Source organism: Actinokineospora fastidiosa, from assembly GCF_014648415.1.
Classification (GTDB): Bacteria; Actinomycetota; Actinomycetes; order Mycobacteriales; family Pseudonocardiaceae; genus Actinokineospora; species Actinokineospora fastidiosa.
Genome location: NZ_BMRB01000003.1, coordinates 555,528 through 580,497, shown reverse-complemented (window position 1 = coordinate 580,497; position 24,970 = coordinate 555,528). Strand labels below are relative to the sequence as shown.

The 24,970-nt window shown below is 73.6% G+C and carries 27 protein-coding genes; 9 read left to right on the top strand and 18 right to left on the bottom strand.

Going from position 1 to position 24,970, the window contains the following annotated elements:
* Positions 1–124 precede the first annotated feature (124 nt).
* From IEY98_RS21685 to IEY98_RS21670, 4 genes are read right to left on the bottom strand one after another with little or no spacing between them, the layout of a single operon-like run.
* Positions 125–481, bottom strand: coding sequence for a hypothetical protein (locus IEY98_RS21685; RefSeq protein WP_189212389.1), 357 nt, complete (start codon positions 479–481; stop codon positions 125–127).
* Positions 482–506: 25 nt separating this feature from the next.
* The gene (locus IEY98_RS21680) at positions 507–935 is read right to left on the bottom strand and encodes an MmcQ/YjbR family DNA-binding protein (RefSeq protein WP_189212388.1); all 429 of its coding nucleotides are present in this window, start codon (positions 933–935) and stop codon (positions 507–509) included.
* A 10-nt stretch (positions 936–945) separates the two neighbouring features.
* Entirely contained in the window at positions 946–1,812 is an 867-nt protein-coding gene (locus IEY98_RS21675) for a serine hydrolase (RefSeq protein ID WP_189212387.1), read from the bottom strand.
* Complete coding sequence (locus IEY98_RS21670; protein WP_189212386.1) at positions 1,809–2,672, bottom strand: LysR family transcriptional regulator; 864 nt, start codon at positions 2,670–2,672, stop codon at positions 1,809–1,811. The genes IEY98_RS21675 and IEY98_RS21670 overlap by 4 nt, the downstream gene beginning before the upstream one ends.
* Positions 2,673–2,772: 100 nt before the next feature.
* Here IEY98_RS21670 and bla point away from each other — a divergent pair, with 100 nt between their 5' ends.
* Positions 2,773–3,675 carry a class A beta-lactamase gene (gene bla / locus IEY98_RS21665; protein ID WP_189212385.1) on the top strand — a complete coding sequence of 301 codons (903 nt, stop codon included), beginning with the start codon at positions 2,773–2,775 and terminating at the stop codon, positions 3,673–3,675.
* A 6-nt stretch (positions 3,676–3,681) separates the two neighbouring features.
* Here bla and IEY98_RS21660 read toward each other — a convergent pair whose 3' ends face one another.
* Together IEY98_RS21660 and IEY98_RS21655 are read right to left on the bottom strand one after the other, a co-directional pair.
* Positions 3,682–4,344, bottom strand: a complete 663-nt coding sequence (locus IEY98_RS21660) for a dienelactone hydrolase family protein (protein ID WP_189212384.1) — start codon at positions 4,342–4,344, stop codon at positions 3,682–3,684.
* Positions 4,341–5,267 (bottom strand): sigma-70 family RNA polymerase sigma factor, encoded by a 927-nt coding sequence (locus IEY98_RS21655; RefSeq protein WP_189212383.1) that lies wholly within the window; start codon positions 5,265–5,267, stop codon positions 4,341–4,343. The genes IEY98_RS21660 and IEY98_RS21655 overlap by 4 nt, the downstream gene beginning before the upstream one ends.
* A 78-nt stretch (positions 5,268–5,345) precedes the next feature.
* Between IEY98_RS21655 and IEY98_RS21650 the strand changes: the two genes are divergently transcribed.
* Positions 5,346–7,310, top strand: a complete 1,965-nt coding sequence (locus IEY98_RS21650) for an erythromycin esterase family protein (protein ID WP_189212382.1) — start codon at positions 5,346–5,348, stop codon at positions 7,308–7,310.
* Between the two features lies 1 nt (position 7,311).
* Here the strand turns inward: IEY98_RS21650 and IEY98_RS21645 are convergent, their stop codons facing one another.
* The 6 genes from IEY98_RS21645 to IEY98_RS21620 form a co-directional block, all read right to left on the bottom strand.
* Positions 7,312–8,061: an alpha/beta hydrolase gene (locus IEY98_RS21645; RefSeq protein WP_373292421.1), complete on the bottom strand. Its 750-nt coding sequence runs from the start codon at positions 8,059–8,061 to the stop codon at positions 7,312–7,314.
* 1,394 nt (positions 8,062–9,455) lie between these two features.
* Complete coding sequence (locus IEY98_RS21640) at positions 9,456–9,848, bottom strand: SgcJ/EcaC family oxidoreductase (protein WP_229787152.1); 393 nt, start codon at positions 9,846–9,848, stop codon at positions 9,456–9,458.
* Between the two features lie 4 nt (positions 9,849–9,852).
* On the bottom strand, positions 9,853–10,110 hold the full coding sequence (locus tag IEY98_RS21635) for a helix-turn-helix transcriptional regulator (RefSeq protein WP_189212380.1): 258 nt from the start codon (positions 10,108–10,110) through the stop codon (positions 9,853–9,855).
* Positions 10,111–10,132: 22 nt separating this feature from the next.
* A complete protein-coding gene (locus tag IEY98_RS21630; protein WP_189212379.1) occupies positions 10,133–10,975 on the bottom strand; it encodes an ABC transporter permease in 843 nt (280 codons plus the stop codon).
* A complete protein-coding gene (locus IEY98_RS21625) occupies positions 10,972–11,793 on the bottom strand; it encodes an ABC transporter ATP-binding protein (RefSeq protein WP_189212513.1) in 822 nt (273 codons plus the stop codon). Before IEY98_RS21625 ends, IEY98_RS21630 begins: the two co-directional genes overlap by 4 nt.
* A 135-nt stretch (positions 11,794–11,928) precedes the next feature.
* The gene (locus IEY98_RS21620) at positions 11,929–13,053 is read right to left on the bottom strand and encodes a glycoside hydrolase family 6 protein (protein ID WP_229787150.1); all 1,125 of its coding nucleotides are present in this window, start codon (positions 13,051–13,053) and stop codon (positions 11,929–11,931) included.
* Between the two features lie 122 nt (positions 13,054–13,175).
* Here IEY98_RS21620 and IEY98_RS21615 point away from each other — a divergent pair, with 122 nt between their 5' ends.
* Complete coding sequence (locus IEY98_RS21615) at positions 13,176–13,436, top strand: DUF4235 domain-containing protein (RefSeq protein ID WP_444541829.1); 261 nt, start codon at positions 13,176–13,178, stop codon at positions 13,434–13,436.
* Between the two features lie 69 nt (positions 13,437–13,505).
* On the opposite strand, the gene IEY98_RS21610 is transcribed toward IEY98_RS21615, so the two are convergent.
* Positions 13,506–13,766: a hypothetical protein gene (locus IEY98_RS21610; RefSeq protein ID WP_189212376.1), complete on the bottom strand. Its 261-nt coding sequence runs from the start codon at positions 13,764–13,766 to the stop codon at positions 13,506–13,508.
* Positions 13,767–13,873: 107 nt separating this feature from the next.
* Here IEY98_RS21610 and IEY98_RS21605 point away from each other — a divergent pair, with 107 nt between their 5' ends.
* Together IEY98_RS21605 and IEY98_RS21600 are read left to right on the top strand one after the other, a co-directional pair.
* Positions 13,874–15,058, top strand: a complete 1,185-nt coding sequence (locus IEY98_RS21605) for a zinc-dependent alcohol dehydrogenase (protein ID WP_189212375.1) — start codon at positions 13,874–13,876, stop codon at positions 15,056–15,058.
* Entirely contained in the window at positions 15,055–15,546 is a 492-nt protein-coding gene (locus IEY98_RS21600; RefSeq protein ID WP_189212374.1) for an SPW repeat domain-containing protein, read from the top strand. The genes IEY98_RS21605 and IEY98_RS21600 overlap by 4 nt, the downstream gene beginning before the upstream one ends.
* Here IEY98_RS21600 and IEY98_RS21595 read toward each other — a convergent pair whose 3' ends face one another.
* A complete protein-coding gene (locus IEY98_RS21595) occupies positions 15,547–15,894 on the bottom strand; it encodes a hypothetical protein (RefSeq protein ID WP_189212373.1) in 348 nt (115 codons plus the stop codon).
* Between the two features lie 70 nt (positions 15,895–15,964).
* A complete protein-coding gene (locus IEY98_RS21590; protein ID WP_189212372.1) occupies positions 15,965–17,569 on the bottom strand; it encodes a peptide chain release factor 3 in 1,605 nt (534 codons plus the stop codon).
* Positions 17,570–17,689: 120 nt separating this feature from the next.
* On the opposite strand from IEY98_RS21590, the gene IEY98_RS21585 reads away from it, so the two are divergent.
* Positions 17,690–18,634 (top strand): helix-turn-helix transcriptional regulator, encoded by a 945-nt coding sequence (locus IEY98_RS21585; RefSeq protein WP_189212371.1) that lies wholly within the window; start codon positions 17,690–17,692, stop codon positions 18,632–18,634.
* A 60-nt stretch (positions 18,635–18,694) separates the two neighbouring features.
* Here IEY98_RS21585 and IEY98_RS21580 read toward each other — a convergent pair whose 3' ends face one another.
* The gene (locus IEY98_RS21580; protein ID WP_189212370.1) at positions 18,695–20,677 is read right to left on the bottom strand and encodes a S8 family serine peptidase; all 1,983 of its coding nucleotides are present in this window, start codon (positions 20,675–20,677) and stop codon (positions 18,695–18,697) included.
* A gap of 197 nt (positions 20,678–20,874) precedes the next feature.
* Here IEY98_RS21580 and murJ point away from each other — a divergent pair, with 197 nt between their 5' ends.
* Together murJ and IEY98_RS21570 are read left to right on the top strand one after the other, a co-directional pair.
* Entirely contained in the window at positions 20,875–22,392 is a 1,518-nt protein-coding gene (gene murJ / locus IEY98_RS21575; protein ID WP_189212369.1) for a murein biosynthesis integral membrane protein MurJ, read from the top strand.
* 57 nt (positions 22,393–22,449) lie between these two features.
* Positions 22,450–22,878 (top strand): uL11 family ribosomal protein, encoded by a 429-nt coding sequence (locus tag IEY98_RS21570; protein ID WP_189212368.1) that lies wholly within the window; start codon positions 22,450–22,452, stop codon positions 22,876–22,878.
* 52 nt (positions 22,879–22,930) lie between these two features.
* Here the strand turns inward: IEY98_RS21570 and IEY98_RS21565 are convergent, their stop codons facing one another.
* Positions 22,931–23,728, bottom strand: a complete 798-nt coding sequence (locus tag IEY98_RS21565) for an MOSC domain-containing protein (RefSeq protein ID WP_189212367.1) — start codon at positions 23,726–23,728, stop codon at positions 22,931–22,933.
* 23 nt (positions 23,729–23,751) lie between these two features.
* Here IEY98_RS21565 and IEY98_RS21560 point away from each other — a divergent pair, with 23 nt between their 5' ends.
* Positions 23,752–24,594 carry a class I SAM-dependent methyltransferase gene (locus IEY98_RS21560; protein ID WP_229787148.1) on the top strand — a complete coding sequence of 281 codons (843 nt, stop codon included), beginning with the start codon at positions 23,752–23,754 and terminating at the stop codon, positions 24,592–24,594.
* Here the strand turns inward: IEY98_RS21560 and IEY98_RS21555 are convergent.
* Positions 24,545–24,970 (bottom strand): MarR family winged helix-turn-helix transcriptional regulator, encoded by a 426-nt coding sequence (locus tag IEY98_RS21555; RefSeq protein ID WP_189212366.1) that lies wholly within the window; start codon positions 24,968–24,970, stop codon positions 24,545–24,547. The genes IEY98_RS21560 and IEY98_RS21555 overlap by 50 nt on opposite strands.

The window sequence follows — 24,970 nt, the reverse complement described above, 5'->3', positions numbered from 1 at the left end:
TGGTGGCGATGCCGCGCGCGGAGCGGTGGCTGAGTGGTCGGGGGCGGGTCCATCGGGGGGTTGGCGGTAGGCGGGGCGGGGTGGAGGTCAGTGGGTGAGTTAGCGGTCGGCGGCGGGGTGGGGGTCAGTGGGTGAACCAGCGGTCGGCGGCGGGGCGGGTCTGTAGGACTACCGCGGTCGCCACTAGGAGCGCGGGCCACACGGTGATGTAGCCGAGCAGGCCGACCACGAGCAGGCCCGTGCGGGCGTCGGCGCCGCGACCTAGCCAGAGGCCGCGGCGCCAGAGGTAGACCCCGGCGGAGGCCAGCAGGACGGGGAGCACGAGCTCGAATAGCAGGCCCGCCCAGATCCGCTGGGAGAACAGGGCCAGGCCGATGAGGATCAGGAGGACGCCGCTGGCGATCCACAGCGCGCCCGCGGCGCGCAGGCAGCGGGGTGGGTAGTGGTATTCGTCCAGTTCGGGGGCTTGGGGGAGGTTCACGAACCCACGGTGGCAGCCCGGCGGGTCAGTCGGCCGCCGATGGCCGGTTGCTGCCCGCCAACCAGGCACGAGCCCGCGCCGGGGAAGCCTGGGACAGCCACGCGTCCTGGACGACCTCCGTCAGCTCGTCCACCGTCAGCTCGCCGATGCGGCTCTCGCGCAGCAGGACCGAGCGGTGGCCGTCGAAGTGCGGGGTGGTGAAGAACGGGCTGGACTCGTCCTGCACGAGCGCCTGCTTCTCGTGCTCGGACGCCACCCAGAAGACGATCACGTCCGGGTACCGCTCGCCGGTGTCGGGGTCGACCGCGTCCGGGCGGGGGTTGCGGAAGAAGACGAACGACTTCCTGCCGACCTGGTAGACGGCCTTGCCGTTCGCCGCGTGGGTCACGGTGACGTGCGGCATGGCAGCGGCGACGCGGTGCACGTCCGCCACCCTGGCTCGGCGTGGTGCCATGCGCGGCAGTCTAGAACCGCAGGTGGTCGCGCAGCGCCCGGGCGACGCGGGCCATGACCGCGTCCGCGCCCGGCTGCGCGGCCGCGGGCACCCGGGACTCGGTCAGCGCCGCCACCGCGAACGCCTGGCCGTCGGCGTGCTCGACCACGCCGATCTCGTGGCGCAGGTTCAGCAGCGTGCCCGTCTTGGACGACCACGTCGTGGCGTCGGAGGTGAAGTCCGGGGCCAGCCGGTGCCGCAGCACGTTCGCGCCCATCAGCTCGCGCACGCGCGCGGCGACCTCCGGTGTGACGCGTGAGGGCGTCCACAGCGCCGCCAACAGGTCCACGAACGCGCGGGCCGTCCCCGAACTGCCCCTGGTCACGTCGAGCTGGGGGACGGGGTGGCCGCCGCCCGCGGTGCCCGCGCCGATCGCCAGCGAGTGCGCCAGCGGGCCGGGCAGCCGGTCGGCCGGGGTCTCGCTCAGCTCCTGGATCGGATGCCGCACGGTGATGCCGCGCAGGCCGCGCTCACGCAGCAGCCCGGTCACCCGCTCGGGCGGGGTGAGCTCGAACAGCGCGTCGGCGGCGGTGCCGTCGCTGATGGCGACGCACAGGTAGACCAGGTCGTCGACGGCGATGCGGGCGGGGTGCCGGAACTGGCTGAGACCGGGCGTGCGGTCCCGCCCCGGCCGCACGAGCAGCTGCGCCGCGCCGTCGAGTTCGCCCGCGTGGACGCGCTCGAGGGTGGCGATCGCCAGCGGCACCTTGACCAGGGACGCCGAGGGCAGCTCCCGGTCGGGCTCGATGCCGATCTCCTCGCCGGAGCGCAGGTCGCGCACCAGGAACGAGCCGCGCAGGCCCGCGTCGTCGAGTTCGGCGCGCAGGTCGTCGATCACTGGGCCCCCTCCGCGCCGAGGCAGCGCGCGATGGCGTCGGACAGGTGCGTGTGGACGGTCCCGGTGGGGTCGACCAGGTCGTAGCCCCGGGCGAGCCGGAGCTCGCCGAGCGGCCGCCAGTGCAGGCCGAACTCGCGGGCCTGCGCCCGGGAGCACAGCAGCAGGTCCGTCGAGCCCAGGACCTCGGCGACGGCGGCCACCAGCGAGTCGGCCACGGCCACCTGGGACGGCCGCAGCCCCACCGCGTCGCGGACCTGCTGGAGCCGGTCGCGGACGTGCGGCACGTCGTCCTCGGGCTGGATGAGCACGCGGCGGCGGGTGGTCGTGGTGCGGTCCATGCGCAGCGACTCCAGGTGCACCGCGCCGGGGCGGGCCGGGGCCACGCCCGCCACCCCGAGCGGGACCGCCCAGTCGCCCTCGTCCGGCGGGACCGCGAGCAGCGCCATGGGCACCTCCCTGGCCCGCACGAGGTCGGCGCGCTCGGCGGGCGGGGCGCGGTGGAAGTCGATGACGACGTCGTGGGCCCGCGCGTCGGCGTCGAGCCAGGCCAGGTCGAGGGTGGCGCAGGTGTCCGGGACGGCCATCCGGACCGGCCTGCGCTTCGCCCGCCTGGCCTCGTGCTCGACCGACTCGGCCAGCCGCACCAGCCGTTTCGCCGACGGCAGCAGGTCGCGGCCGAACGGGGTGAGCGCGGCCCGCCGCGTCGAGCGGTCGAACAGCCGCCCGCCGAGGTGCTCCTCCAGCGCGGCCACGCGCCTGCTGGCCACCGACTGCGGGATGCCCGCCGCCGCCGCGCCCAGGGTGAAGCTGCCGCGCTCGGCGACGTGCGCGAACGCGCGATACGCGCCGATCAGGTCCACGCCGCGATCCTATGCGATTCCGGCATGGAAGTGCGCGCTTCCGTCTTGGACAGCATCAATCGCGCTCGCGAGACTGGCGTGGACCGAAAGGGGATCTTCCATGGGGAACATCAAGCGAGGGCTGGCGGCGGCGACGGCGGCGCTGGCCCTGGCGACCGGCTGCACGACGACCGCCGAACCAACGCCGTCGACGACAGCGACGACCACACCGGTCACGACGACCGCCGCCCCGGTCTCCCGCGACGGCGAGTTCGCCGCCCTGGAGCAGCGGTTCGACGCCCGGCTCGGCGTGTACGCGATCGACACCGGGAGCGGCCGCGAGGTCGCCTTCCGCGCCGACGACCGCTTCGCCTACGCCTCCACCTTCAAGGCCCTCGCCGTCGGCGCGATCCTGCGCGCGGGCACGGACCTGGACCGGGTGATCCGCTACGACCGGGACGACCTGGTCCCGAACTCGCCGATCACCGGCGAGCACACCGAGATGACCGTGCGCGCCCTGTGCGACGCGGCCATCCGCTTCAGCGACAACACCGCAGCCAACCTGCTGCTCACCGAACTCGGCGGCCCGAGCGGCTTCACCGAGGCGATGCGCGCCGTCGGCGACCGCACGCTGCGCGCCGACCGCTACGAGATCGAGCTCAACACCGCCGTCCCCGGCGACGACCGCGACACCAGCACCCCGCGCGCGCTCGCGACCACCCTGCGCGCGTTCACCCTCGGCGACGCGCTGCCCGAAGACAGGCGCGCGATCCTGGTCGAGATGCTGCGCGGCAACACCACCGGCGCGAAGCTGATCCGCGCCGGGACACCTGAGGGCTGGATCGTCGGCGACAAGACCGGCGCGGGCGCCTACGGCACCCGCAACGACATCGCCGTCCTCTGGCCGCCGGACCGCGCGCCGATCGTCATGGCTGTCATGACGACCCGCCCCACCCCGGACGCCGAGTACCGCGACGCCCTCGTCGCCGAGGCGGCCGAGGTCGCCATCGCCGCGCTCGGCTGAGCCCGGTCAGGACGGGTAGGGCTGTGCGGGCGCGGTGCCGACGTTGGTGGTGAACCACTCCGCCGCCAAGGAGGCGACCCGGTCCAGCGTGCCGGGCTCCTCGAACAGGTGCGTCGCGCCCGCGACGATCTCCACCCGCGCCATCGCGCGGAGGTGCTCGGCGGCCTGGCGGTTGAGCGGGATGACCGGGTGGTCGAGGCCGCCGACGATCAGCAGGGTCGGGGCCAGCACCCGGCCGAGCGCGTCGCCCGCCAGGTCCGGGCGCCCGCCCCGGGAGACGACCGCCCGCACGGCGGCGGGGCGCTCGGCAGCGGTGACGAGGGCCGCGGCCGCGCCCGTGCTCGCCCCGAACAGCCCGATCGGCGTGTCGGGCAGCCGGTCAGCCAGCCAGTCGACGACGCCCGCGAGGCGGCTGGCGAGCAGCGGGATGTCGAAGCGCAGGTCCTCCTCCTCCGGTGTCAGCAGGTCGGTCAGGACGGTGCCGTGGCCAGCGTCCCGCAGGGCGGCGGCGACCCGCTGGTTGCGCGGACTGTGGCGGCTGCTGCCGCTGCCGTGGGCGAAGACGATGGCGCCGCTGGTGCGCCGGGGCAGGGCGACGTGGGCGGGCAGCCCGACCCCGTCGACCGGTATCCGCACTTCCTCGTCGATGAACACGGCAACCTCCCTCATCCCGCCCAGGACAGCAGCGGGGTGTCCGGGTCGCGCAGCTTGGCGAGGGCGATCTTCTCCAGCTGCCGGATGCGTTCCCTGGTGAGCCCGAGCCGGTCGGCGACCTGCTGCAGCGTGCACGGCTCGCCGCCGTTGAGGCCGAACCGCAGGGTGATGATCATCGCCTCGCGCGGGGGCAGGGCGTCGACGAGCGCCCGCAGCTCCCGCGCCAGGCCCTGGTAGGCGACGATGTCGGAGGCGTCCATGATCTCGCTGTCCTCGATCAGGTCGCCCACGGTCATGTCGGTGTCGGCGGCCACGGGCGTGTCGAGGCTGATCGCCGTCCGGTCCACCCGGCGCAGCTCGATGACGCGCTCGGGCTTGGCTCCCAGCTCGGCGGCCACCTCGTCGACGGTCGGCGGCCTGCCGAGGGTCAGCTGGAGCTTGCGCTCGACCCGGCCGAGCTTGGACAGCTCCTCCACGACGTGCACGGGCAGGCGGACCGTGCGGCTCTGCGTGGTGATGCCGCGCTCCACCGCCTGCCTGATCCACCACGTGGCGTAGGTGGAGAACTTGAAGCCCTTGGCGTAGTCGAACTTCTCCACCGCGTGGATCAGGCCGAGGTTGCCCTCCTGGATCAGGTCGAGCAGCGGCAGCCCGCGGTGCAGGTGCTTCTTCGCGATCGACACGACCAGCCGCAGGTTGGCCCGCACCATGTGGTCCTTGGCCCGCTGCCCGTCGCGGGCGATCCTGGTCAGCTCCGACTTCGGCACGGGCGGTTCGCCGCGCAGCAGCTGCTCGGCGTAGACGCCCGCTTCGATCCGCTTGGCGATCGACACCTCCTCGTCGGCGGTCAGCAGCGGCGTCGCCGCGATCTGCCGCAGGTACTGGTTGACGAGGGTGTGCTCGCCGTCGCGCTCCGGGGGTTCCGCACGTGAGGTCACGGGGGTGGGTAACCCGTCGCCGGGACTTCGACACCTGGTGGGGTTTTCCGCCCGGCCCGCTCGGGTAGCCGATCGGACATGGCGGACCGACTCTTCCGCGACCGCCAGGACGCCGGGCGGGTCCTGGCGGGCCTGCTCGCGCACTACCGCGACCGCGGCGACGTCCTCGTGCTCGGCCTGCCCCGCGGCGGCGTCCCCGTGGCCTACGAGGTGGCCACCGCGCTGGGCGCGCCGCTCGACGTGTTCCTCGTGCGCAAGCTCGGTCTTCCCCAGCACCGGGAACTGGCGATGGGCGCGCTGGCCAGCGGCGGGGTGATGGTGCTCAACGACGACGTGGTGCGCGGCTACCGGGTGCCCGCCGACGTGGTCCGGCGGGTCGCCGACGAGGAGTCCCGCGAGCTGCGCCGCCGCGAGCGCGCCTACCGCGGCGACCGGCCGCCCCTGCGGGTCGAGGGCCGCACGGTGATCCTGGTCGACGACGGCCTGGCCACCGGCGCGAGCATGCGGGCCGCCGTGCGCGCCCTGCGGGAACTCGGGCCGGGCAGGCTGGTCGTGGCCGTGCCGACCGCGTCAGCGTCGACGTGCGAGGAGTTCGGACGCGAGGTCGATGAGGTGATCTGCGCCACCACGCCGTCGCCGTTCCACGCGGTCGGTCAGTCCTATTGGGACTTCGCGCAGACCGACGACCGCGAGGTGACCGACCTGCTGCGGGCCGCGCCCGCCCCGACCGTCCGCGACGAGACCGACGCGGACGTCGTCCGGGCCTGCGCCATCCCGGTCGAGGGCGGCGTCCCGGCCGATGACGTGCTGTTCGACCTGGTCGGCGACGCGCGGTTCGTGCTGATCGGCGAGGCGTCCCACGGCACGCGCGAGTTCTACGGCGCGCGGGCCCGCATGACCCGGCGGCTCATCGAGGAGCGCGGCTTCCACGCCGTCGCGGTCGAGGCCGACTGGCCGGACGCGTACCGGGTCAACCGGTGGGTGCGCGGCCACGGCGAGGACCGCGACGCGGTGGAGGCGCTGGGCGGGTTCGAGCGCTTCCCGGCGTGGATGTGGCGCAACACCGAGGTGGTCGAGTTCCTCACCTGGCTGCGCGGGCACAACGAGCGCCGGGACCAGGTCGGCTTCTACGGCCTGGACCTCTACAGCCTGCACCGCTCCGCCGAGCAGGTGATCGCCTACCTCGAGGGCGTCGACCCCGAGGCAGCGGCCCGCGCCCGCGACCGGTACTCGTGCCTGGACCACAGCGACGACGGCCAGGGCTTCGGCCTCGCCGCGGCGTTCGGCGCCGGGGAGGACTGCGAGGGCCGCATCCTCGACCAACTGCTGGACCTCCAGCGGCACGCGGACCGCGACGGCCTGCTCGCCGAGGACGAACGCTTCCACGCCGAGCGCAACGCGCATGTCGTCCAGTCGGCGGAACGCTACTACCGCACCATGTTCGGCGGGCGCGTGTCGTCGTGGAACCTGCGCGACGAGCACATGGGCGACACCCTCGACGCGCTCGCCGAGCACATCGGGGCCACCGCGGGCGAGCCAGCGAAGATCGTGGTCTGGGCGCACAACTCGCATCTGGGTGACGCTCGTGCGACGGAGATGTCGCTGCGGGGGGAGTTCAACCTCGGGCAGTTGGTGCGTGAGCGGCATCCGGACGACTGCAGGCTGATCGGGTTCACGACGTATACCGGCACGGTTACCGCCGCCGACGATTGGGGCGGTCCGGCTGACCGCAAGCGGGTCCGGCCCGCGTTGGACGACAGCGTCGAGCGGCTGTTCCACGACACGGGGCTGGTGGAGTTCATGCTGGACTTCACCAAGCCGGGGCGGGCGGCGGGCATCCTGGAGTCAGCGCGGCTGGAACGCGCGATCGGCGTCATCTACCGGCCGGGCACGGAGCGGCAGAGCCACTACTTCCGCACGCGTCTGCCCCGCCAGTTCGACGCGGTGATCCACGTCGACGAGACCCGCGCCCTGCAACCCCTGGAGCGCACGGCCCGGTGGGAGGCCGGGGAACTGCCGGAGAGCTACCCGCACGCGGTGTGACTCAGGCCCATTCGGCGAGCTTGGGCTGCACGGCGGCGAAGAAGGCGGGGTCCAGCGCCATCCCGGTGTGACTGCTGGACACCTCGACGCATTCCGCGCACGGGTCGAGGCACAGCTCCCAGGGGACGATGGCGTCCTGGCGGGAGTACACGGCCAACGCGGGCACCGGCAACGCGGCCCCAAGCGCGGCGCGGTGGGTGCGCATGCAGTCTCCGGAGAGGCAGGCGGCGTTCAGCAGCCCCGGGACGCCCATCGCCGACAACCGGGCCAGGAACCGGGCGACACGGACGACCTTGCTGTGCGCGCCGAGCGGGTCGAGGACGGGGCTGCCTGCCATCACCAGCCCCCGCACCAACTCCGGCCTGCGCACGGCGACCAGCCTGCCGAGCCAACCGCCGCGACTCTGCCCCAGGAGGACGACCCGCCGTCCGGTGCGGTCGGCCATCTCCTTGACCCGCCGCTCGAGCCGCTTCACGAGGTCGGTGGTGCAGCCGACGTTCAGCCCGATGCGCGCCCCAGCGGGTTTGTAACCGCGTGCGGCCAGCCAGGAGTGCACGAGCGCGAGACTGCTGCCGCCGACACCGAAGCCGGGTATCAGCACCACACCCCGCCCCCGCCCCTGCTCGGGGTCGGCGCGCCGCCACACGGGGTGGCGGATCAGCGCGGGAATGCCGAGCATGGCGGCCAGAACCCGCTCACGCTCCAGAGGAAGCGGCGTGCCCCGCTCCAGGGCCATGGTCTCTGCATGCATGACGGCGCTCCATTCAACCTCTGCTGAATGAGTACCCCGCCCCGCCGGAAATTCACGCCCGAGTCCGGATCTGGTGTGGAGGGAGGTCAGGCCGAGCGGCGCGTCCCCGGTGGCTTTGTGAGGGGTGAGGGGAGGGGAAGGGGGAAGCGGGGGAGCCGGGAGGGAGCCTGCGGGGAAGCCGGGGGGAGCCAGCAGGGAGGTGGCGGGAGAGAGGGAGCGGCAGACCCGGCGGCAGGTGGCGGAGATGCGGCGGGAGGCAGGCGGTGGCAGGGAAGGAATGGGGGAGAGGCAGCGGCAGACAGGCGCGGCAGGGAGGCAGCAGCGAGGCAGCGGGAGGCAGGCAGGCGCAGCGGAGAGACGGCAGCGAGATGGCGGCAGCGAGGGAGTGGGAAGAGGCTGCGGGAGGCAGGCGGCGGCGGAGAGCGGCAGGCAGGCAGGCGAGGTGGCGGCAGCGAGGGAGTGGGAAGAGGCTGCGGGAGGCAGGCGGCGGCGGAGAGCGGCAGGCAGGCAGGCGAGGTGGCGGCAGTGAGGGAGTGGGAGGGGCGGCGGGAGGCAGGCTGGCACGGCGGGGAGGCAGCAGCGAGGTGGCGGCAGTGAGGGAGTGGGAGAGGCGGCGGGAGGCAGGCTGGCACGGCGGGGAGGCGCACCGAGGCGGCGGCAGGCAGGCGGCGGCAACGAGGGAGCGGGAGAGGCGGCGGGAGGCAGGGCGGCGGCGGAGAGGCGGCCAGCAGGCAGGCGGGCCCGGCGGGGAGGCAGGCAGGCGCGGCGGAGAGACGGCAGCGAGGTGGCGGCAGCGAGTGGCGACTGCGGGGGAGCGGGAGAGGCAGCGGTAGACAGGCGGCGGCAGGCAGGCGGCGGCAGCGACAGAGCCGGAAATATGCGGTGGCGCGACGGCAGGAGAGGCAGCGGCAGGGAGGAAGTGGCAGCGAGGGAGCAGGAGCGCAGAGGGCGAGGAAGAGCGGGAGGGAAGCGAAAGTGGGAGAAGCGGAGGGCGGTGGGGAAGCTGGCGTGGAGGAGAAGCCAAAAAGGGAGAAGCGGAGGGGGTGGGAGAGCTGGCGTGGGAGAGGGAGCCAGGGTGGGAGAACGGGGGCGGCAGGGGGAGCGGAGGTGCCAGGGGAGCGGAGGTGCCAGGGGAGGGAGCGGAAACGCCTCGAGGAGCTGCGCAACCTCAACAACTGCCCGCTGGGGAGCGCAGGCGCCAGTGAGCGGAGGTGCCAGTGGGAGGGAGCGAAAGTGGCAATGGGGGAGTTGGTGTGGCAGAGGAAGCGAGCGTGGGGACCAGGAGAGGGGTTCGTCGCCTCGCAGACGTCTGGCCCGGGCCTTGCCTCGCCGTAATGGTGTCGGTGACCGCCGGGTTCTTCTGGCTGGCGGTCACCGACCTCCTCATGGGCGCCTCAGGCCACGACTACCGTGTTCTGGTTTGCCGTCAGGCGCCAGTGGCCGTCCTCCTTGGACATGACGTACATCGGTGAGCCCTCGGGTGCGTCGGGTAGCGGGGTGCCGTCGTGGGTGGTTTGGCGTTGGCGCACCTTCACCGCGGCCACGTCCGGTCGGATGAACAGGACGTGGGTCACCTCGTATGTCGCTGTCGACTCCTTCATCGCGCCCGGGAGGACCTTTGCGGTGAAGGCGGCGATCTCCTCCCGGCCCTTCAGGAACTTCCCGTGGCCCGTCGTCCAGATCGCGTCTTCGCGGAAGAGGGAGACGAAATCCTCCACCGATTCCGTTCGCTGTGCCTGTTCGATGGCCGCGACAACCTGCTTGATCGCCTCGATCTCGTGCTCCATGCGATCAGCCTGCATCCTCCACCTTGGTCGAGGTCAACTCCCCGCCGATCCGGGGGAAGGGCTTCGTGGAGAACACCAGCTCGACCGGGACCTCGAAGTACTCCGCGATCCGCAAGGCCAGGTGGAGGCTGGGGCTGAACTCGCCGCGCTCCAGGTAGCCGACCGTCTGGTAGTGCACGCCGAGCGCCTCCGCGAGTTGGCGGCGGGAGACCTGGCGCTCGGCGCGCAGGACGGCTATGCGGTTGTGGACGGTGTCGCTCATGGGCTGATTCTCGGTCCTCGGCTCACGTGCGCTGCATCGCCTGGGCGCGGCGGGCCTCCATGGCCGCTCCGGACTCCCGGCGGGCGGTGCGGCGGAGCAGGATCGGGCCCGCGATGAGACCCAGCGCCGCCCACGCCCCCAGCACGCCGAGCGTCTCCAGCGTCCGCCACGACTCCGTCAGCTCGTAGGCCGCCGCCGCGTCCGGCAGGAACACCGAGCGCATCCCCAGCCCGAGCCAGTACAGCGGAAGTGCCTGCACCAGCACCTGCACCCAGCCCCACAGGTCCTGCATGGGGAAGAACAGCCCGGACACCATGGCCAGCCCCATCGTGATCAGGAAGCCGAAGCCGCCGATCACCCTCGGGCTCTGGATCGCCGACCCGATGAGCACGCCCAGCGGCAGGCAGGCGATCAGGCCGAGCACGACGTACCCGATCAGGCCGATCCACATCCCCAGGTCACCCACCGGCACGCCCGGCACGATGAACATGCCCGGCACCAGCACGATCGCCAGCGACACCAGCACGTCCATCACCGCGACGAACGCCAGGCCGACGACGTAGGCCGACATCCCGCGCGGCACCGCCTTCGCGCGCAGCAGCGTCCCGTCCTCGCGCTCGGTCGACAGGTAGTACGCCGTGCCCATCACCGAGAACACGACCATCAGCGCGAGCATGCCCGGCAGGAGCTTGGCGCCCAGCGCGATGTCCGTCCCCGGCAGCGTCGAGTCGCGCGAGACGATGAGGAAGACCAACGGGATGGCGTTGTAGAAGAAGAGGTTGAACAGCCCCTCCCGGCTGGAGTTCGTGCTGCGCCAGGTGATCCAGCCCCGGTTGACGCCCAGTGCGATCGCGTTCGCGTTCACCGCTCCCCCTCCTGGCGCTGCACCATCGCCATGTACGTGTCCTCCAGCGAGGTCCGCCGGACCTCCAGGTCCGCCACCGGCTCGCCGGGTTCGTTCAGCAGGTCCCGGACGTACGCCGTCGCGTCGTCGGTGGTGTGGACGAACCGCTCGCCCGCCCGGGTCCAGCGGACCTCGGCCTTGCCCTCCACCGAGCGGGCCAGCTCGTCGGCGCTGCCGTCGGCCAGGATGCGCCCGTCGGCGAGGATCAGGATGCGGTCGGCCAGCTTCTCGGCCTCGGCCAGGTCGTGCGTGGTCAGCAGGACCGTGGTGTTCTCCACGTCGACCAGCCGGTGCACCAGGTCGTGGAACTCGCGGCGGGCCTGCGGGTCGAAGCCGGCGGTGGGCTCGTCCAGGAACAGCAGCCTCGGCCTGCCGACGATGCCGATCGCCACGTCCAGCCTGCGCCGCTGCCCGCCGGACAGCGTGCCGACGCGCTGCCCGCCCTGCTCGGTCAGCCCGACCAGGGCGAGCAGCTCGTCGACGTCGAACGGGTCCGGGTAGTACCGGCCCAGGTGCCCCAGCAGCTCGCGGACCCGCCATTTGGCGTGGTCGCGCCAGGACTGGAGCACCACCCCCAGTTGGCCGCGCCAGCGCTCGTCGCCGTGCGCGGGGTCCTTCCCCAGCACCTCGACGTCGCCGCCGGAGCGGGTCCGGAAGCCCTCCAGGATCTCGATGGTCGTGCTCTTCCCCGCGCCGTTCGGGCCCAGCAGGGCGACCAGCTCGCCGGTGCGGACGTCGAAGTCCACACCGTGCAGCACGTCTTTGGTGCCGTAGCGCATGCGCAGCCCACGCACCCGCACCGCGACGCCTGCTACCGGTTCCCCCTGCCGCACCCGGTCGGCGGCGACATCGGTAGTTCTCATGCTGCGGACGATAGCAGGTGTACTACATCCGTCGCCGCCGATCGGGTGACCTCAGCGCAGTGGCGGCTCGGCCAGCCTGGCCAGCTCCAGGGCCTGCTCCGGCCACCAGCGCCCGGCGGGCGGCCCGCCCTGGCACTCGCCGTCGGACTCGCCGGGGCGCTTGGTCCAGACGAACGCGTCCACCAGCGGGATGCCGGTGTTCGCCGTCGGCCGCTCGCCCAGGCCGCGGCCCGGCGGGTTGCACCAGTCGGTCTCGCCATCGCCCGGGGTGTAGTGGCCCCGGCCGTTGCGGGAGGTGTCGAGGACGAAGTGCTTCATGCGGACGGGGTGCACCCGCGTCGCGTCGAGCTCCTCGGCGGACGGGCACGACTCCGCGCCGCGTTCGCGCAGGTAGAGGCACTTGGACACGCGCGTGCCGTACTGCACCAGGTCCTCGGTGAACCGGTAGTTCGACGTGTTGAGCGCGAACCCGTCGGCCTCGGCGATGTTGCCGAGGCGCAGGCGGTTGACGATGCCCAGCTGCTGGCGGGGCTCGCCGTAGCCAGCGTCGTAGTCGTTGAGCGCCTGCCAGGCGCTGTGGCCCGCATCGAGGTAGACCTTGGTGTGCTTGCCGCGCTTGAGCGCGGTCACCGCGTGGCTGATCTCCCGGAACCGCTGCGGGACCAGCTCGTCATCGGGGCCGATCGTGCACCACGGCTCGCTGGTCAGCAGCGCGAGGCCGTCCGGCTCGACGATCACGACGGCCTTGTGGTCGCCGATCCCCTCGGCGAAGGCGTCGATCCACTCCTTGTACTCCTGCTCGCTGCGCGCGCCGCCCGCTGACCACTGCGAGCAGTCGCGGTAGGGCACGAAGTACGCCACCAGCACGGGCACCTGGTGCTGCGCGCGGGCGGCCTCGACCACGGCGCGGACGTCGGCGCGCACCTTGTCCGCGCCCGCGGTGGTGAACCAGATGGCCTGCGGCTGCGCGGCCATCGCCGCCATCAGCTCCGCGTCGGCCGTGCGGCCCTCGGCCAGGTACACCTCGGCCTGGCGGGCGGCGTTGCTGTCCGGCTCGACGTAGAACTGCGTGCCCCTGGGCAGGTGCGGCGGGGCGGCCTGCGCGCTCCCGGCCGTCACCACCGCGCCGAGTGCCAGGGCCGCGGTCACGGCGGCCAGCCATTGCTGTCGTCTCACGGGCATGCTCCTCATCGGTCGCTTGGGAGCGCTCCCAAGCGGCATCAGCATGCTCCGCCGACAGCGTGATCACAAGGGGCTCGGTTTCGCGGAGAGCGCGGCCTGGGTAGTAGGAGGGCATGGTGAAGCTCTTGTACCGGCCGCTCAGCCTGCTCTCCGGCGTGCTCGGCGGCCTGCTGGCAGGCGTGCTGTTCAAACGGCTGTGGAAGGTGGTGTCGGGCCAGGAGGAGGCGCCCGAGGCGACCTCGCCCGACCACAGCACCAAACAGGTCCTCGTCGCGGCGATGCTGCAGGGCGCGCTGTTCGGCGTGGTGAAGGCGGCGGTCGACCGGGCGGGCGCGAAGGGCTACCGCAGGCTCACCGGCGACCACCTCGACGACTGATACGGACGGCTGGACGCGCGTGTGTGAGCGGCGCCGGGGACGTCCCCGGCGCCGCTGGCGGGCCCGGCGCTACCAGACCGGCTTCTCCCACCTCGGCGGGATGCTGTCCACGATGGACTCGGCGTCGATGAGGTCCACCCCGGGCGCCTGGCCGGGACGGTCGGCGGGCAGGCGCACGCCGACCCACCAGCGGCCGGTGTCGAGGTCCGGGTACACCGGCCCGACGACGACGCCCGACCCGATGGGCTCGGGGACGGGGGAACCGCGACGCACGAAGGTGACGATGGCGCCTGCCGATGGCACGCCATCGGGGTCGAAATCGGCGGACACGGTGACCACTCCTCGGTGGGGAATGCGAGAGACATCCCGGTAATGCCCCCGGGTGGGGGCGGCAAAACCTGGTTTCCCCGCATGGCGGTCAGGCAATCCGACCGACTATGAAGGCACTCACCTGGCACGGCCGCCGCGACGTCCGCGTGGACACCGTCCCCGATCCCGTCATCACCGAGCCGACCGATGTCATCGTGCGGGTCACCTCGACCGGGCTCTGCGGTTCGGACCTGCACCTGTACGAGGTCCTCGGCCCGTTCCTCGACGAAGGCGACATCCTCGGCCACGAGCCGATGGGCGTGGTCGAGGAGGTGGGCTCCGCGGTCACCGCGCTCTCGGTCGGCGACCGGGTCGTGGTGCCGTTCAACGTCTCCTGCGGGACCTGCGCGATGTGCGGGCAGGGCCTGCAGTCGCAGTGCGAGACCACGCAGGTGCGCTCGCAGGGCAGCGGCGCCGCGCTGTTCGGCTACACCAAGCTGTACGGCCAGGTCCCCGGCGGCCAGGCCGAGTACCTGCGGGTCCCCTTCGGCAACACCCTGCCGATCAAGGTCCCGGACGGTCCGCCGGACGACCGCTTCGTCTACCTCTCCGACGTGCTGCCCACGTCGTGGCAGGCCGTGGAGTACGCCGCCGTCCCGCCGGGCGGCAGCCTCGTCGTGCTCGGCCTCGGCCCGATCGGCGACATGTGCGCCCGGATCGCCCGCCACCGCGGCGTGGAGACCGTGATCGGGGTGGACCTGGTGCCCGAGCGGCTGGAGCGGGCGGCAGCGCGCGGCGTGGACACGCTCAACCTGCGCGCCCTCGGCTCCGGCATCGCCGACGAGATCCGCTCGCGCACCGGAGGGCGCGGACCGGACGCGGTGATCGACGCCGTCGGCATGGAGGCGCACGGCTCCCCGGTCGCCGAGCTGGCGCAGAAGGCCACCGGCCTGCTGCCCGACCGGATGGCGGCGGGGTTCATGAAGACCGCGGGCGTGGACCGCCTGCACGCGCTGCGCCTGGCGATCGACGTCGTCCGCCGCGGCGGCACGATCTCCGTGGTCGGGGTGTACGGCGGCATGGCCGACCCGCTGCCGATGCTCACCCTGTTCGACAAGCAGATCCAGCTGCGCATGGGCCAGGCCAACGTCCTGCGCTGGGTCCCGGACATCCTCCCGCTGCTCACCGACGACGACCCGCTCGGCGTGGACGACTTCGCCACCCACCACCTGCCGCTGTCGGAGGCGCCCGCGGCCTACGAGATGTTCCAGAAGAAGCGCGACGGCGCGGTGAAGGTGCTGCTGCGGCCGTGATCCCCGACGACGACCCCCGCCGCGACGCGGCCGGGGAGACCCTGGACCCCGCCCGCACCGCAGACCGCACCCCGACGACCCCGTGGGCGTCGGCCGACGCCCCGCTGGTCGACCGGGCGCTGCTGTCCCAGCGCAGGCACGCGCCCGGCTGGGGCGCGCGGGCGGCCAACGCCCTGGTGCTGCTGGCCGGGCTCTGGCTGCTCGCGGCGCCCTTCGTGCTCGACTACCCGCCGTGGAACGACGTGGTGGTGGGCCTGCTGCTGGTGGCCACGGCCGTGCCCCGCGTGCTGCGGCCCGCGTCGACGCCGTGGACCGGCGTCGCGCAAGCCCTGCTCGCGCTCTGGCTGATCGCCGCGCCGTCGGTGTTCGGCTACCGCGGCGACGCCGACGTGGTCACCGGGATCGCGGTCCTCGTCATCGCCGGGTCGACGGCCGCCCTGGCGTTCGCGGGCCGGGGCGCGCGGCCGCCGGAGGCGGGCCCGCGCTGATCACGAGCCGAAGCTGATGGTGCCGTTGTTGTCCTTCATCTGCAGGACGTTCCCGGTCACGGTGCCGGTGATCCGGTTGGACACGCCGCCGCCTGCGGCCGGGTCGTCCCGGGCGGCCTCCCACTCCGCGCGCAGGGCGTCGGCGAACTCCGGGTCGTCGGCCTCGGCCCTGGCCAGCTCCTCGGCCAGGGCCGCCACCTCGGGGGAGTCGGGCGCGGCGCCCTCGGCGGCCTCCAGCACGTCGGCCTGGCGGCCGCCGCGGGTGAACCAGGCCTTGACCGTGTCGTAGAGCGAGGTGGCCGAGCGGGCCGCGAGGGCGGCGGCGACATCGACCAGGATCGGGTCCATGGAGGGCTCCCCGCGACGGTGTGCTGGTGATCCAACGGTAGCAGGGTGGTCGCTGCGGGTCCCGTGATCGTCACGCTTGGTCGTCGGCGTTGTCCACCAGGCTGTCGTCGAGGGCGAGGTCCGGGTTGAGCCTGCGCGCCATGCCGAGGGAGATCTCGTCGAGGAACAGCGCCAGCAGCGTGCCGTCGGCGCGGACCAGGACCTCGCTGCGGGTGCCGGTGTTCAGGATCGGCGCCTGCGCCGGGTCCAGCAGCCGCCGGACGGTGCGGTACGGCAGGTGGTCCAGCCGGATCGGGGAGTTGAACTCCGCGTCCATCCGGTGCGCGGCGACCTCGAACTGCATCGGGCCGACGGCGGCGAACACCGGCGCGGCGTCGCCCCTGCGGTCGGAGGTCAGCACCTGCACCACGCCCTCGGCGCCGAGCTGCTCGACGCCCCTGCGGAACTGCTTGGCCTTGCCCAGGTCCGTCGGCCGGGCCACGGCGAACGCCGTCGGGGTGAAGGTCGGCAGCCTCGGGTACCGCACCGCGGGCTTGCCCGCGTACAGCGTGTCGCCCACCCGCAGCGCGGTCGCGTTGACCAGGCCGATGACGTCGCCGGGGTACGCGGTGTCCACCGTGGAGCGTTCGCGGCCGAACATCTGCTGGGTGTACTTGGTGGCGAACGGCCGCCCGGTGGTGGCGTTGGTGACGACCATGCCCCGCTCGAACACCCCGGAGCACACCCGCGCGAAGGCGACCTGGTCGCGGTGCGCGCGGTCCATGCCGGTCTGGACCTTGAACACGAACCCGGAGAACGGCGCGTCGACGGGGCGCTCGTCGCCAGCGGCGTCCGGCCGCGCCGACGGCGGCGGGGCCAGCGACACCAGCAGGTCCAGCAGGTGCCGGACGCCGAAGTTGAGCACGGCGGCGCCGAACAGCACCGGCGTCGCGCTCGCCTTGAGGTAGCGCTCGCGGTCGAACTCGCCGCCGGACATGGCCAGCAGCTCGGCCTCCTCGACCGCGCGCGTCCACTCCGGACCGACCTCGGCCAGCGCCCGCTCGGCGTCCAGGTGCTCCTCGGCGGCTGCGGTCGCCCCGCCCGCCGTGCGCTCGTAGCGGACGAACTCGCCGGTGACCAGGTCGACCACGCCGCGGAAGTGCCCGGCCTCGCCGACCGGCCAGGTCAGCGGCATGGGCTGCAGGCCGATGCGTTCCACCAGCTCGTCGCACAGCGCGAGCGCGTCGCGGCCGGGGCGGTCCCACTTGTTGATGAAGGTGATGACCGGGATGTCGCGGTGGCGGCAGACCTCGAAGAGCTTGAGCGTCTGCGGCTCCAGGCCCTTGGCGGCGTCGAGCAGCATGACCGCGCTGTCGACGGCGGTGAGGACGCGGTAGGTGTCCTCGGAGAAGTCGGCGTGGCCGGGGGTGTCGAGCAGGTTCACCACGCAGTCGCGGTAGCCGAACTGCAGCGCGGCCGAGGTGATCGAGATGCCGCGGGCCTGCTCCATCTCCATCCAGTCGGACACCACGCCCCGGCGGCCCGCCTTGCCGTGCACCGCGCCCGCCTCGGAGATGACCTTCGCGTGCAGGGCCAGCGCCTCGGTGAGCGTGGACTTGCCTGCGTCGGGATGGCTGATCACCGCGAAGGTGCGCCGCCGTCCCGCGGTCGCAAGCACATCTGTGTCGACGGCCACACACCCTCCTCGCCGAAACCGCCCGGACCCGCGAGTTTAGCCGCGCCCCGCTCACCCCCTCCGGGGAGGCGAGCGTGTCAAACGGGCCCGCGCGGCCTCGTCACTGGCAGGAGGTGCGCCATGTTCCTGTTGGAGCCCGTCGGTCTCGGCCGCGCCGAGAACGACGTCTACCTCGCCCTGCTCGACGCCCACCGGGCGACTGTGGACGAACTCGCCGCCCGGGTGGGCGGCAGCGGACCCGCGGTGCTGGCCACGCTCGCCCGGCTGAGCGCCACCGGCCTGGTGAACCGGGTCGGCCCCGCCGAGTACATGGCGGTCTCGCCGGAGGTGTCGGTGGCCGCCCTGGTCCGCCGCCGCAAGAGCGACCTCGCCCGGCTGCAGGAGCGCATCGACGACCTGGCCAGGCTGCGCCCGCGCGGCCCGGTCGACGGCGGCGGCTGCGTGGAGCTGCTCGACGGCGACGACGCGGTGCTCACCGGCATCAGCAGGCTGCAGTTCGCCGCCAAGTCCGAGGTGCTGGTCGTCGACGCCCCGCCGTACCTGGGCGGGGCGTGCAGCCCCAACATCGCCGAGCTGGCCCAGCTCGCCTCGGGCATCCGCTACCGGGTCGTCTACGCCCCGGAGGCGCTGGCCACCGCGGAGGACGCCGACCACATGCGCCGCTGCGCCGAGGCCGGGGAACAGGCCAGGGTGCTGGCCGACGGCGCCATGAAGATGGCCATCGCCGACCGGTCGATGGCGATCCTGCCCTGCTCCTACAGCCACCCCGACCCGAGCAGACGCTGGCTCGTGCGGCCCTCCGCGCTGCTGGACGCGGTCGTCGCCTGCTTCGAGTCGCAGTGGGCGCGGGCGGTGCCGATCAGCGCGCCCGCCGCCGAGGTGTCCGACCGCGACCGCGAGCTGCTGGCGCTGCTGTCCTCGGGCATGAAGGACCGCACGATCGCCAGGGCCATGGGGATCACCGACCGGACCGTCGGCAGGCGGGTCACCGAGCTGATGCGCCTGCTCGGCGCGGAGACCCGGTTCCAGGCGGGCGTGCTGGCCGCCCGCCGAGGCTGGCTCTGAGGACACGGCGAGGCCGGGCGGCTGCGCCCGCCCGGCCTCGTGTCCCCCCACCGCGGGGTTCTAGAAGACGTACCAGGTGAAGGTCGTCTTGCCCGACGCGCCGCCCGCGTTGGTCGCGGTGACGGTCACCGAGTACACGCCGGAGCGCGACGGGACGCCGCTGATGACCCCGGTCGAGGAGTTGACGGACAGACCCGGCGGCAGGCCCGCTGCCTGGTAGGTCAGCGCGGAGCCGTCCGACGACGACGCCTGGATCCGCAGCGCGGTGAACCAGCCGCGGAAGTCCAGCTGGTAGCCCGGGTCGGCCACGGTGACCGTGCCGCCGCCGTTGGCCGCGGTGACGGTCCAGGTGAACTGGGCCGTGCCGCGCTTGCCCGCGCTGTCGGTGACGGTGACGGTCACGTTCGACGTGCCCGCCGCGGTCGGCGTGCCGGAGATCAGGCCGCTGGCGGAGTTGACGGACAGCCCGGCGGGCAGGCCGGACGCCGCGTGCGACAGGGTCGCTTCCGGCGTGCTGGCGGTGGCCTTGACCTGCAGCGACACCGCGACGCCGACCTTGCCGGACTGGTTGCCCGGGTTGACGACCTCGACCTCGCCCGCCGGGGGCTCCTCGCCGCCGTCGACGGCCGCCACGGTCTTGACGGTGTCCACCAGGCCGGTGCCGCAGCCGCCGGAGCACGTCCCGGGCAGCGGGCGGGTGTTCTCCTTGAGCAGGGTCTCCACCTGCGCCGGGGTCAGCTCCGCGTTCCTCGCCACCATCAGCGCGGCGACGCCCGCCACGTGCGGGGCGGCCATGCTCGTGCCCATGTACGGCTCGTAGTTCTCCGAGCCGGGCGCGCGGTCGCCGGTGTTCAGCGTCGACCAGATGCCGTTCTCCGGGGTGGTGATGCTGCCCGGCGGGTCGCTCGCGCGGCGCACCTCGCCGCCCGGGGCGGCCACGTCGATCTTGGCGCCGTAGTTGGAGTAGAACGCCCGGTCGCCCACGCGGTTGCTCGACGCGACCGCGACGACGTTGTCGCAGTTGGCCGGGGTGAAGCCGGAGACGTCCATGTTGGAGTTGCCCGCGGCGATGACCACCGTGCTGCCGCGCCGGACCGCGCCGTTGATGGCGTTCTGGTAGGTCGACAGGCACGCCGACTGCCCGCCCAGGCTCAGGTTCAGCACCTTCGCCGGGTTCTGGTTGGCCGGGACGCCCGGCACGGCGCCGCCGGAGGCCCAGGTGATGGCGTCGGCGATGTCGGAGGTCATGCCGCCGCACTTGCCGAGCACGCGGATCGGCTGGATCTTGGCGTCGTAGGCGATGCCCGCCACGCCCTTGCCGTTGCCGGTCTGCGCGGCGATGGTGCCCGCCACGTGGGTGCCGTGCCAGGAGCTGTTGGTGTCGGCGGGCGGGACCGGCCTGCCGAGGTTGTCGGTGCCGCACTCGCCGCGGGTCAGCCAGTCGCCCGGGTCGGCGGGGTCGCTGTCGCGCCCGTCGCCGTCGTTGGCCACGGAGGTGTTGGAGATGAAGTCGTAGCCCGGGACCATCTGCGCGGCCAGGTCGGAGTGGCGCACGTACCCGGTGTCGATGACGGCGACGGTGACGCCCGCGCCGGTGGACTGCGCCCACGCGCCCGGCACGTTCATGCCCGCCTTGGCCTCGAACAGGTCCCACTGCTTGGCGTACTCGGGGTCGTTCGGCTCGGCCTGGCGCTGCACCATCAGGTCCGGCTCGGCGTAGGCGACCGACGGGTCGGCCCGGAACGCGGCCAGGGCGGCGTCGAGGTCCGCGCCCGCGCCGAGGTCGACCAGCGACGCGCCGGTGCCCAGCCTGCGCACGAGCCTGCCGTCGGTCTTGGCGTCGGCGTCGGCCGCGGCGGCGCTGAACGAGGTGGCCTCGGCCGCGCCCGCCTTGTAGCCGACGATGATCCGGGTGGCCTGCTGCTGGCCCGCTTGCGCCGGGGCGGGCGGGGCCGCGATCGCCGACTGGGCGACCACCACCCCGGTCGTCACCGAGGCGCAGGCGGCGAGTGCCGCGAGCACCTTCTTCCGCTTGGCTTCCACGTGCTGGAGTCCTTCCTGACTGCAGGGGTCAGGACGCGCGCCCTCGCGTCGTCCGGTCGCCGACGGCGGGATGTCGCAGGGGCAACGCCGTCGGCGGTGGCGGGACGCTAATCCGGTGAAATGGGCTCCGACCAGGGCGAAAGACGACAATGTCGGGTATCGGACAGCGTTATGGGCGGCCGCAATAGGGTGGCGGCGTGGGGGTTCGGCGCGCGGCGCTGCTGACCGCGGGGCTGACGCTGGCAGGCTCGGCGCTCGGCCTGGTCCGGGACGTGGTCATCGCCGCCGTGTTCGGCGCCGGGCCCGCGGTCGACGCGTTCCTGGTCGCGCAGGGCCTCATGAACCTCGTGCTCGGCCTGGTCGCGGGCGCGCTGGCCAAGGCGGCGATCCCGGTGGTCGCCCGGGCGGCGGCCGCGGGCCGCGCGGCCGACGGCGTGGCGAGCGTGCGGGCGGCGCTGGGGCTCTCCGGGGTGGTGCTGCTGCTCGGCGGTGTGGCCATGTGGATCGGCGCGCCCGCGGTCGTGGCGGTCCTCGCGCCCGGGTTCGACGCGGGCACGGCGGCGGTCGCGGTGGACCTGACCCGGGTCGTGCTCGTCGCCACCGTGTTGATCAGCGCGACCAACCTGCTGGCCGGGGCCGGGCAGGCGCTGGGCCGGTTCGCGCCCGCCGCCGTGCAGGGCCTGGGGTTCAACGTCGTGATGATCGCCGCCGCCGGGCTCGCCGGGCCGGTGTTCGGCGTGACCGCGCTGGCGTGGGGGTTCGTCCTGGGGTCCGCAGTGCGGCTGGTGATCCAGATCCCCGCGGTGCGGGGGGTCGTGGCCCGGCCGTGGCCGACCCTGCGCCTGCGCGATCCCGGACTGCGCGAGATGCTCCGGCTGCTGCCCGCGCTGCTGGTCGGCAGCGCCGCGGCCAACGTCAACTCCCTGGTCGACCGCGCGGTGGCCTCGACGGTCTCCGACGGCGCGATCGCCGCGGTCAACTTCGCCGCCCGGCTGGTGGCCACTGTGGACATGCTGGTGGTGGCGACCCTGCTGGCCGCGCTGTACCCGAGGCTGTCGGCCGCGGTGTCGGCGGAGCGGCGCGCCGAGTTGCGCGGGCTCGTGGAACGCGGCATGGGCGCGCTGACGGCCGTGCTGGTGCCGGTCGCTGTGGTGCTCTCGGTGGTGTCGACCGAGGTCGTGTCGCTGGTGTTCGGCCGGGGCGAGTTCGACGCCGCCGCGGTCGCGACGACGGGCTCGGTGGCCGCGGTGCTCGCCGTCGGGCTGCCGGTCCTGGCCGTGCGCGAGGTCGCGGCGCGCACCGCGTACGCGTTGGGCGACGGCCGGATCGCCGTGCGCTCGGCGCTCGCGGCGATGGCGGTCAACGTGGCTGGCGACCTCGCGCTGGCCCCGGCGTTCGGCGTGACCGGCATCGCGGCGGCGACGGTGGCCAGCGGCGTGGTCGGGACGGTGGTCGCGGTGCACGGCCTGGCAGGCAGGCATCAGGCCGTGCCGTCGGTGCCGGGGACGCTGGGCGGGGTGCTCGCGGCGGGTCTCGCGGCCGCGGCGCTGGCCGCGGGGACCCGCGCGCTGCTGGCCGGGGCGGGCGATACCCTGGTGGTCGCGGTTGTGGGGCTGATCACGCTGACCGGTTACCTGGTGGCGCTGCGGTTCACCGCGCCCAGGCAGTTCCGGCTGCTGGCGGACGTCCCGCGGGAGGTGCTGCGCGGGCGCTGATGGGCGGCAGGGTACCCTTGACCGGTTGGGTCCGTCGTAGAGAGAAGATATCGGGAAATGCCACCGAAGCAGAAGAAGACGTTCGAGGCGACGCTCGAACTCGAAGCGGGCAACGCCGCCATGGTCGACCTGGGCAAGATGCTCGGCCCGACCGGCGCCAACACGCGTGCGATCAAGCTGGAGTACGACGAGGCCACCGCCGCCCAGCGCGGCGACATCGTCCCGGTCGTGGTGACCGTCTTCGAGGACCGCAGCCACAAGCTGCGGCTGAAGACCCCGCCGACCTCCTTCCTGATCCGCAAGGCCCTGGGCGCCAAGTCCGGCTCGGCCACCCCCGGCCACAAGTCCGGCGGCACGCTGACCGCCGCGCAGGCGCGCGAGATCGCCGAGCGCAAGATGCCCGACCTGAACGCCACCACCATCGAGGCCGCCCTCAAGGTCGTCGCTGGCACCGCCCGCTCGATGGGCGTCACCGTCACCGACTGACCAGGGTTCTTCGACGGACTTCAGGGGCGCCCCCGCACGGGGGCGCCCCTCGTCATGCCCAGGCGGTGACGGTGAAGGCGTCGCCCACGGCCAGCGTCCCGGGGCGCGTCACCGAGAACTTGGCGCCGAACGCGACCCCGCCGCTCTCGTGGCGGCGGTATCCCGCCAGTGTGCGCAAGGGCTCCTTGCCGGTCTTCACCCCGGTCTCCTGGTCCACGACGGTGACCACGCACCGGATGGCGGGCTTGCAGAACGCGACCGCCGCCGTGCCCACCTCCGCGGCGAGCACGCGGTCCTCGCCGTGGGGGCCCGCGACGTCGTCGACGACGATGTTCGGCCGGAACCGCGCCATGGGCAGCGGCTCGGCCAGCCTGGCGTTGAGATCGGCCAGCGACGACTCGGCCAGCACGTGCAGCGCGGCGCTGTCCGCCCAGCCGGACGTGCCGGGCGTCGCGCCGCTGACGACCCGGTCGTGCTCCGGCGGCACCCGCACCAGCCTGCTCGGCACGCCCAACACCGTCGACAGCCACTCCGCGGCCTCCGCGCCCTGGTCGATGCCCAGGAAGTCCGCGGAGAACAGCCGCACGGACCGCCGTGGCCCCACGGTGTCCACGGGGACGGCCACCGGCTCGATCCCCGGCGCCCGCAGCCGCAGCTCGTCGCCGCGCACCTCGGGCCGGATCAGCGCGAGCCGGGGGTCCCGCCGCTGGCTGCGGAACACCCCGTCCGGCCCGGTGACCATGAACTCCCGGTCGTGGCGCAGCCCCGCGGGCGTCAGCTCGCCGTCGTCCAACGCCACCGGGGCGCAGCCCTTGATCGGATAGGTGAACAAGCCCACGACGCTGCCCATGCGCAGAAGCTAGCCTGGGCGGGGTGGAGGACGCGCGGGCATTGCGGGCGAGGATGTACGGCGAGGACGACCTCAGCTCGGTCCCCGTCTTCGCCGGGGGGTTCATCAACTACGGCTACTGGCGCGGCATCCCGGTCGACCGGCCGATCAGCGAGGCGGACCGCGTCAGGAGCCAGCTGGCGCTCTACCGGCTGGTCTACGCCGACCTAGCGGGCCGCAGGGTGCTGGAGGTCGGTCCGGGCACGGGTGTCGGCCCCGGCTGGGCCTTCGCCGAGTGCGGGCCGGCCGAGCTGCACGGCGTCGACCTGCACCCCGAGCAGGTCCAGCGCTGCGCCGAACGCAACGCCGCGGCTATCGCGGCGGCGGGCGGCCGGTTCACCTTCCGCCAGGGCGCGGCCGACGCGCTGCCGTTCCCGGACGCGGCCGTGGACGCGGTGGTCTCCGTCGAGGCCGCGCAGCACTTCGACGACCTCGCGGGCTTCGCCCGCGAGGCCCACCGGGTGCTGGTCGACGGCGGCGTGCTCAAGGTGGCGACGTTCTTCGTCCCGGACGCGGCCACCGTCGGTTCGCTGCCGAGGCTGCTGGAGCCCTTCGCCGAGGGCGTCGACCGCGAGCACCCGCTGCCCGCGTTCCTCGACGACCTGGCCGCCGCCGGGTTCGCCGACATCGCGGCGGAGTCCATCGGCGAGCACGTCTGGCCCGGCCTGGACGCCTGGGTCGCCCAGCTCGGCCAACCCGAGGGCACCTGGCCGCGCCGGTACCTCACGGCGTGGCGTGACGGGCTGCTGGACTACTTCGTGGTGACCGCCAGCAAGCTCACCCCTGCCAGTGCGCCAGCCGATGGAGCGCGTCCGCGGTCTGGCTGAACCCGCGCTCGCCCAGCAGGGCGCGCAGGTCGGCGTTGAAGCGGTCGATCTCGGGGCGGACGGCGTCGAGCGCGGCGACGCCCTTCTCGGACAGCTCCAGCACCACCGCGCGGTGCTCGCGCGGGTGGGCGGCGCGGGTGACGAGCCCGGCCGCGCTGATCCGGCCGACGAGCGCGGTGACCGCCGACTCGCGCAGCCCGAGCGCGCCCGCCAGCTCCCGCTGGGTGATCCCCGGCCGCTCCCGGACCGCGAACAGCGCCCCGACCTGGGCGGTGGTGACGCCCGCCGCCGCGACGCACCGGCGGTCCGCGGCGACGCGCAGGGTGTGGGCGGCGCGCTGGAGCAGGAAGAACAGGCGCTGGTCTGGTTCGGCCAC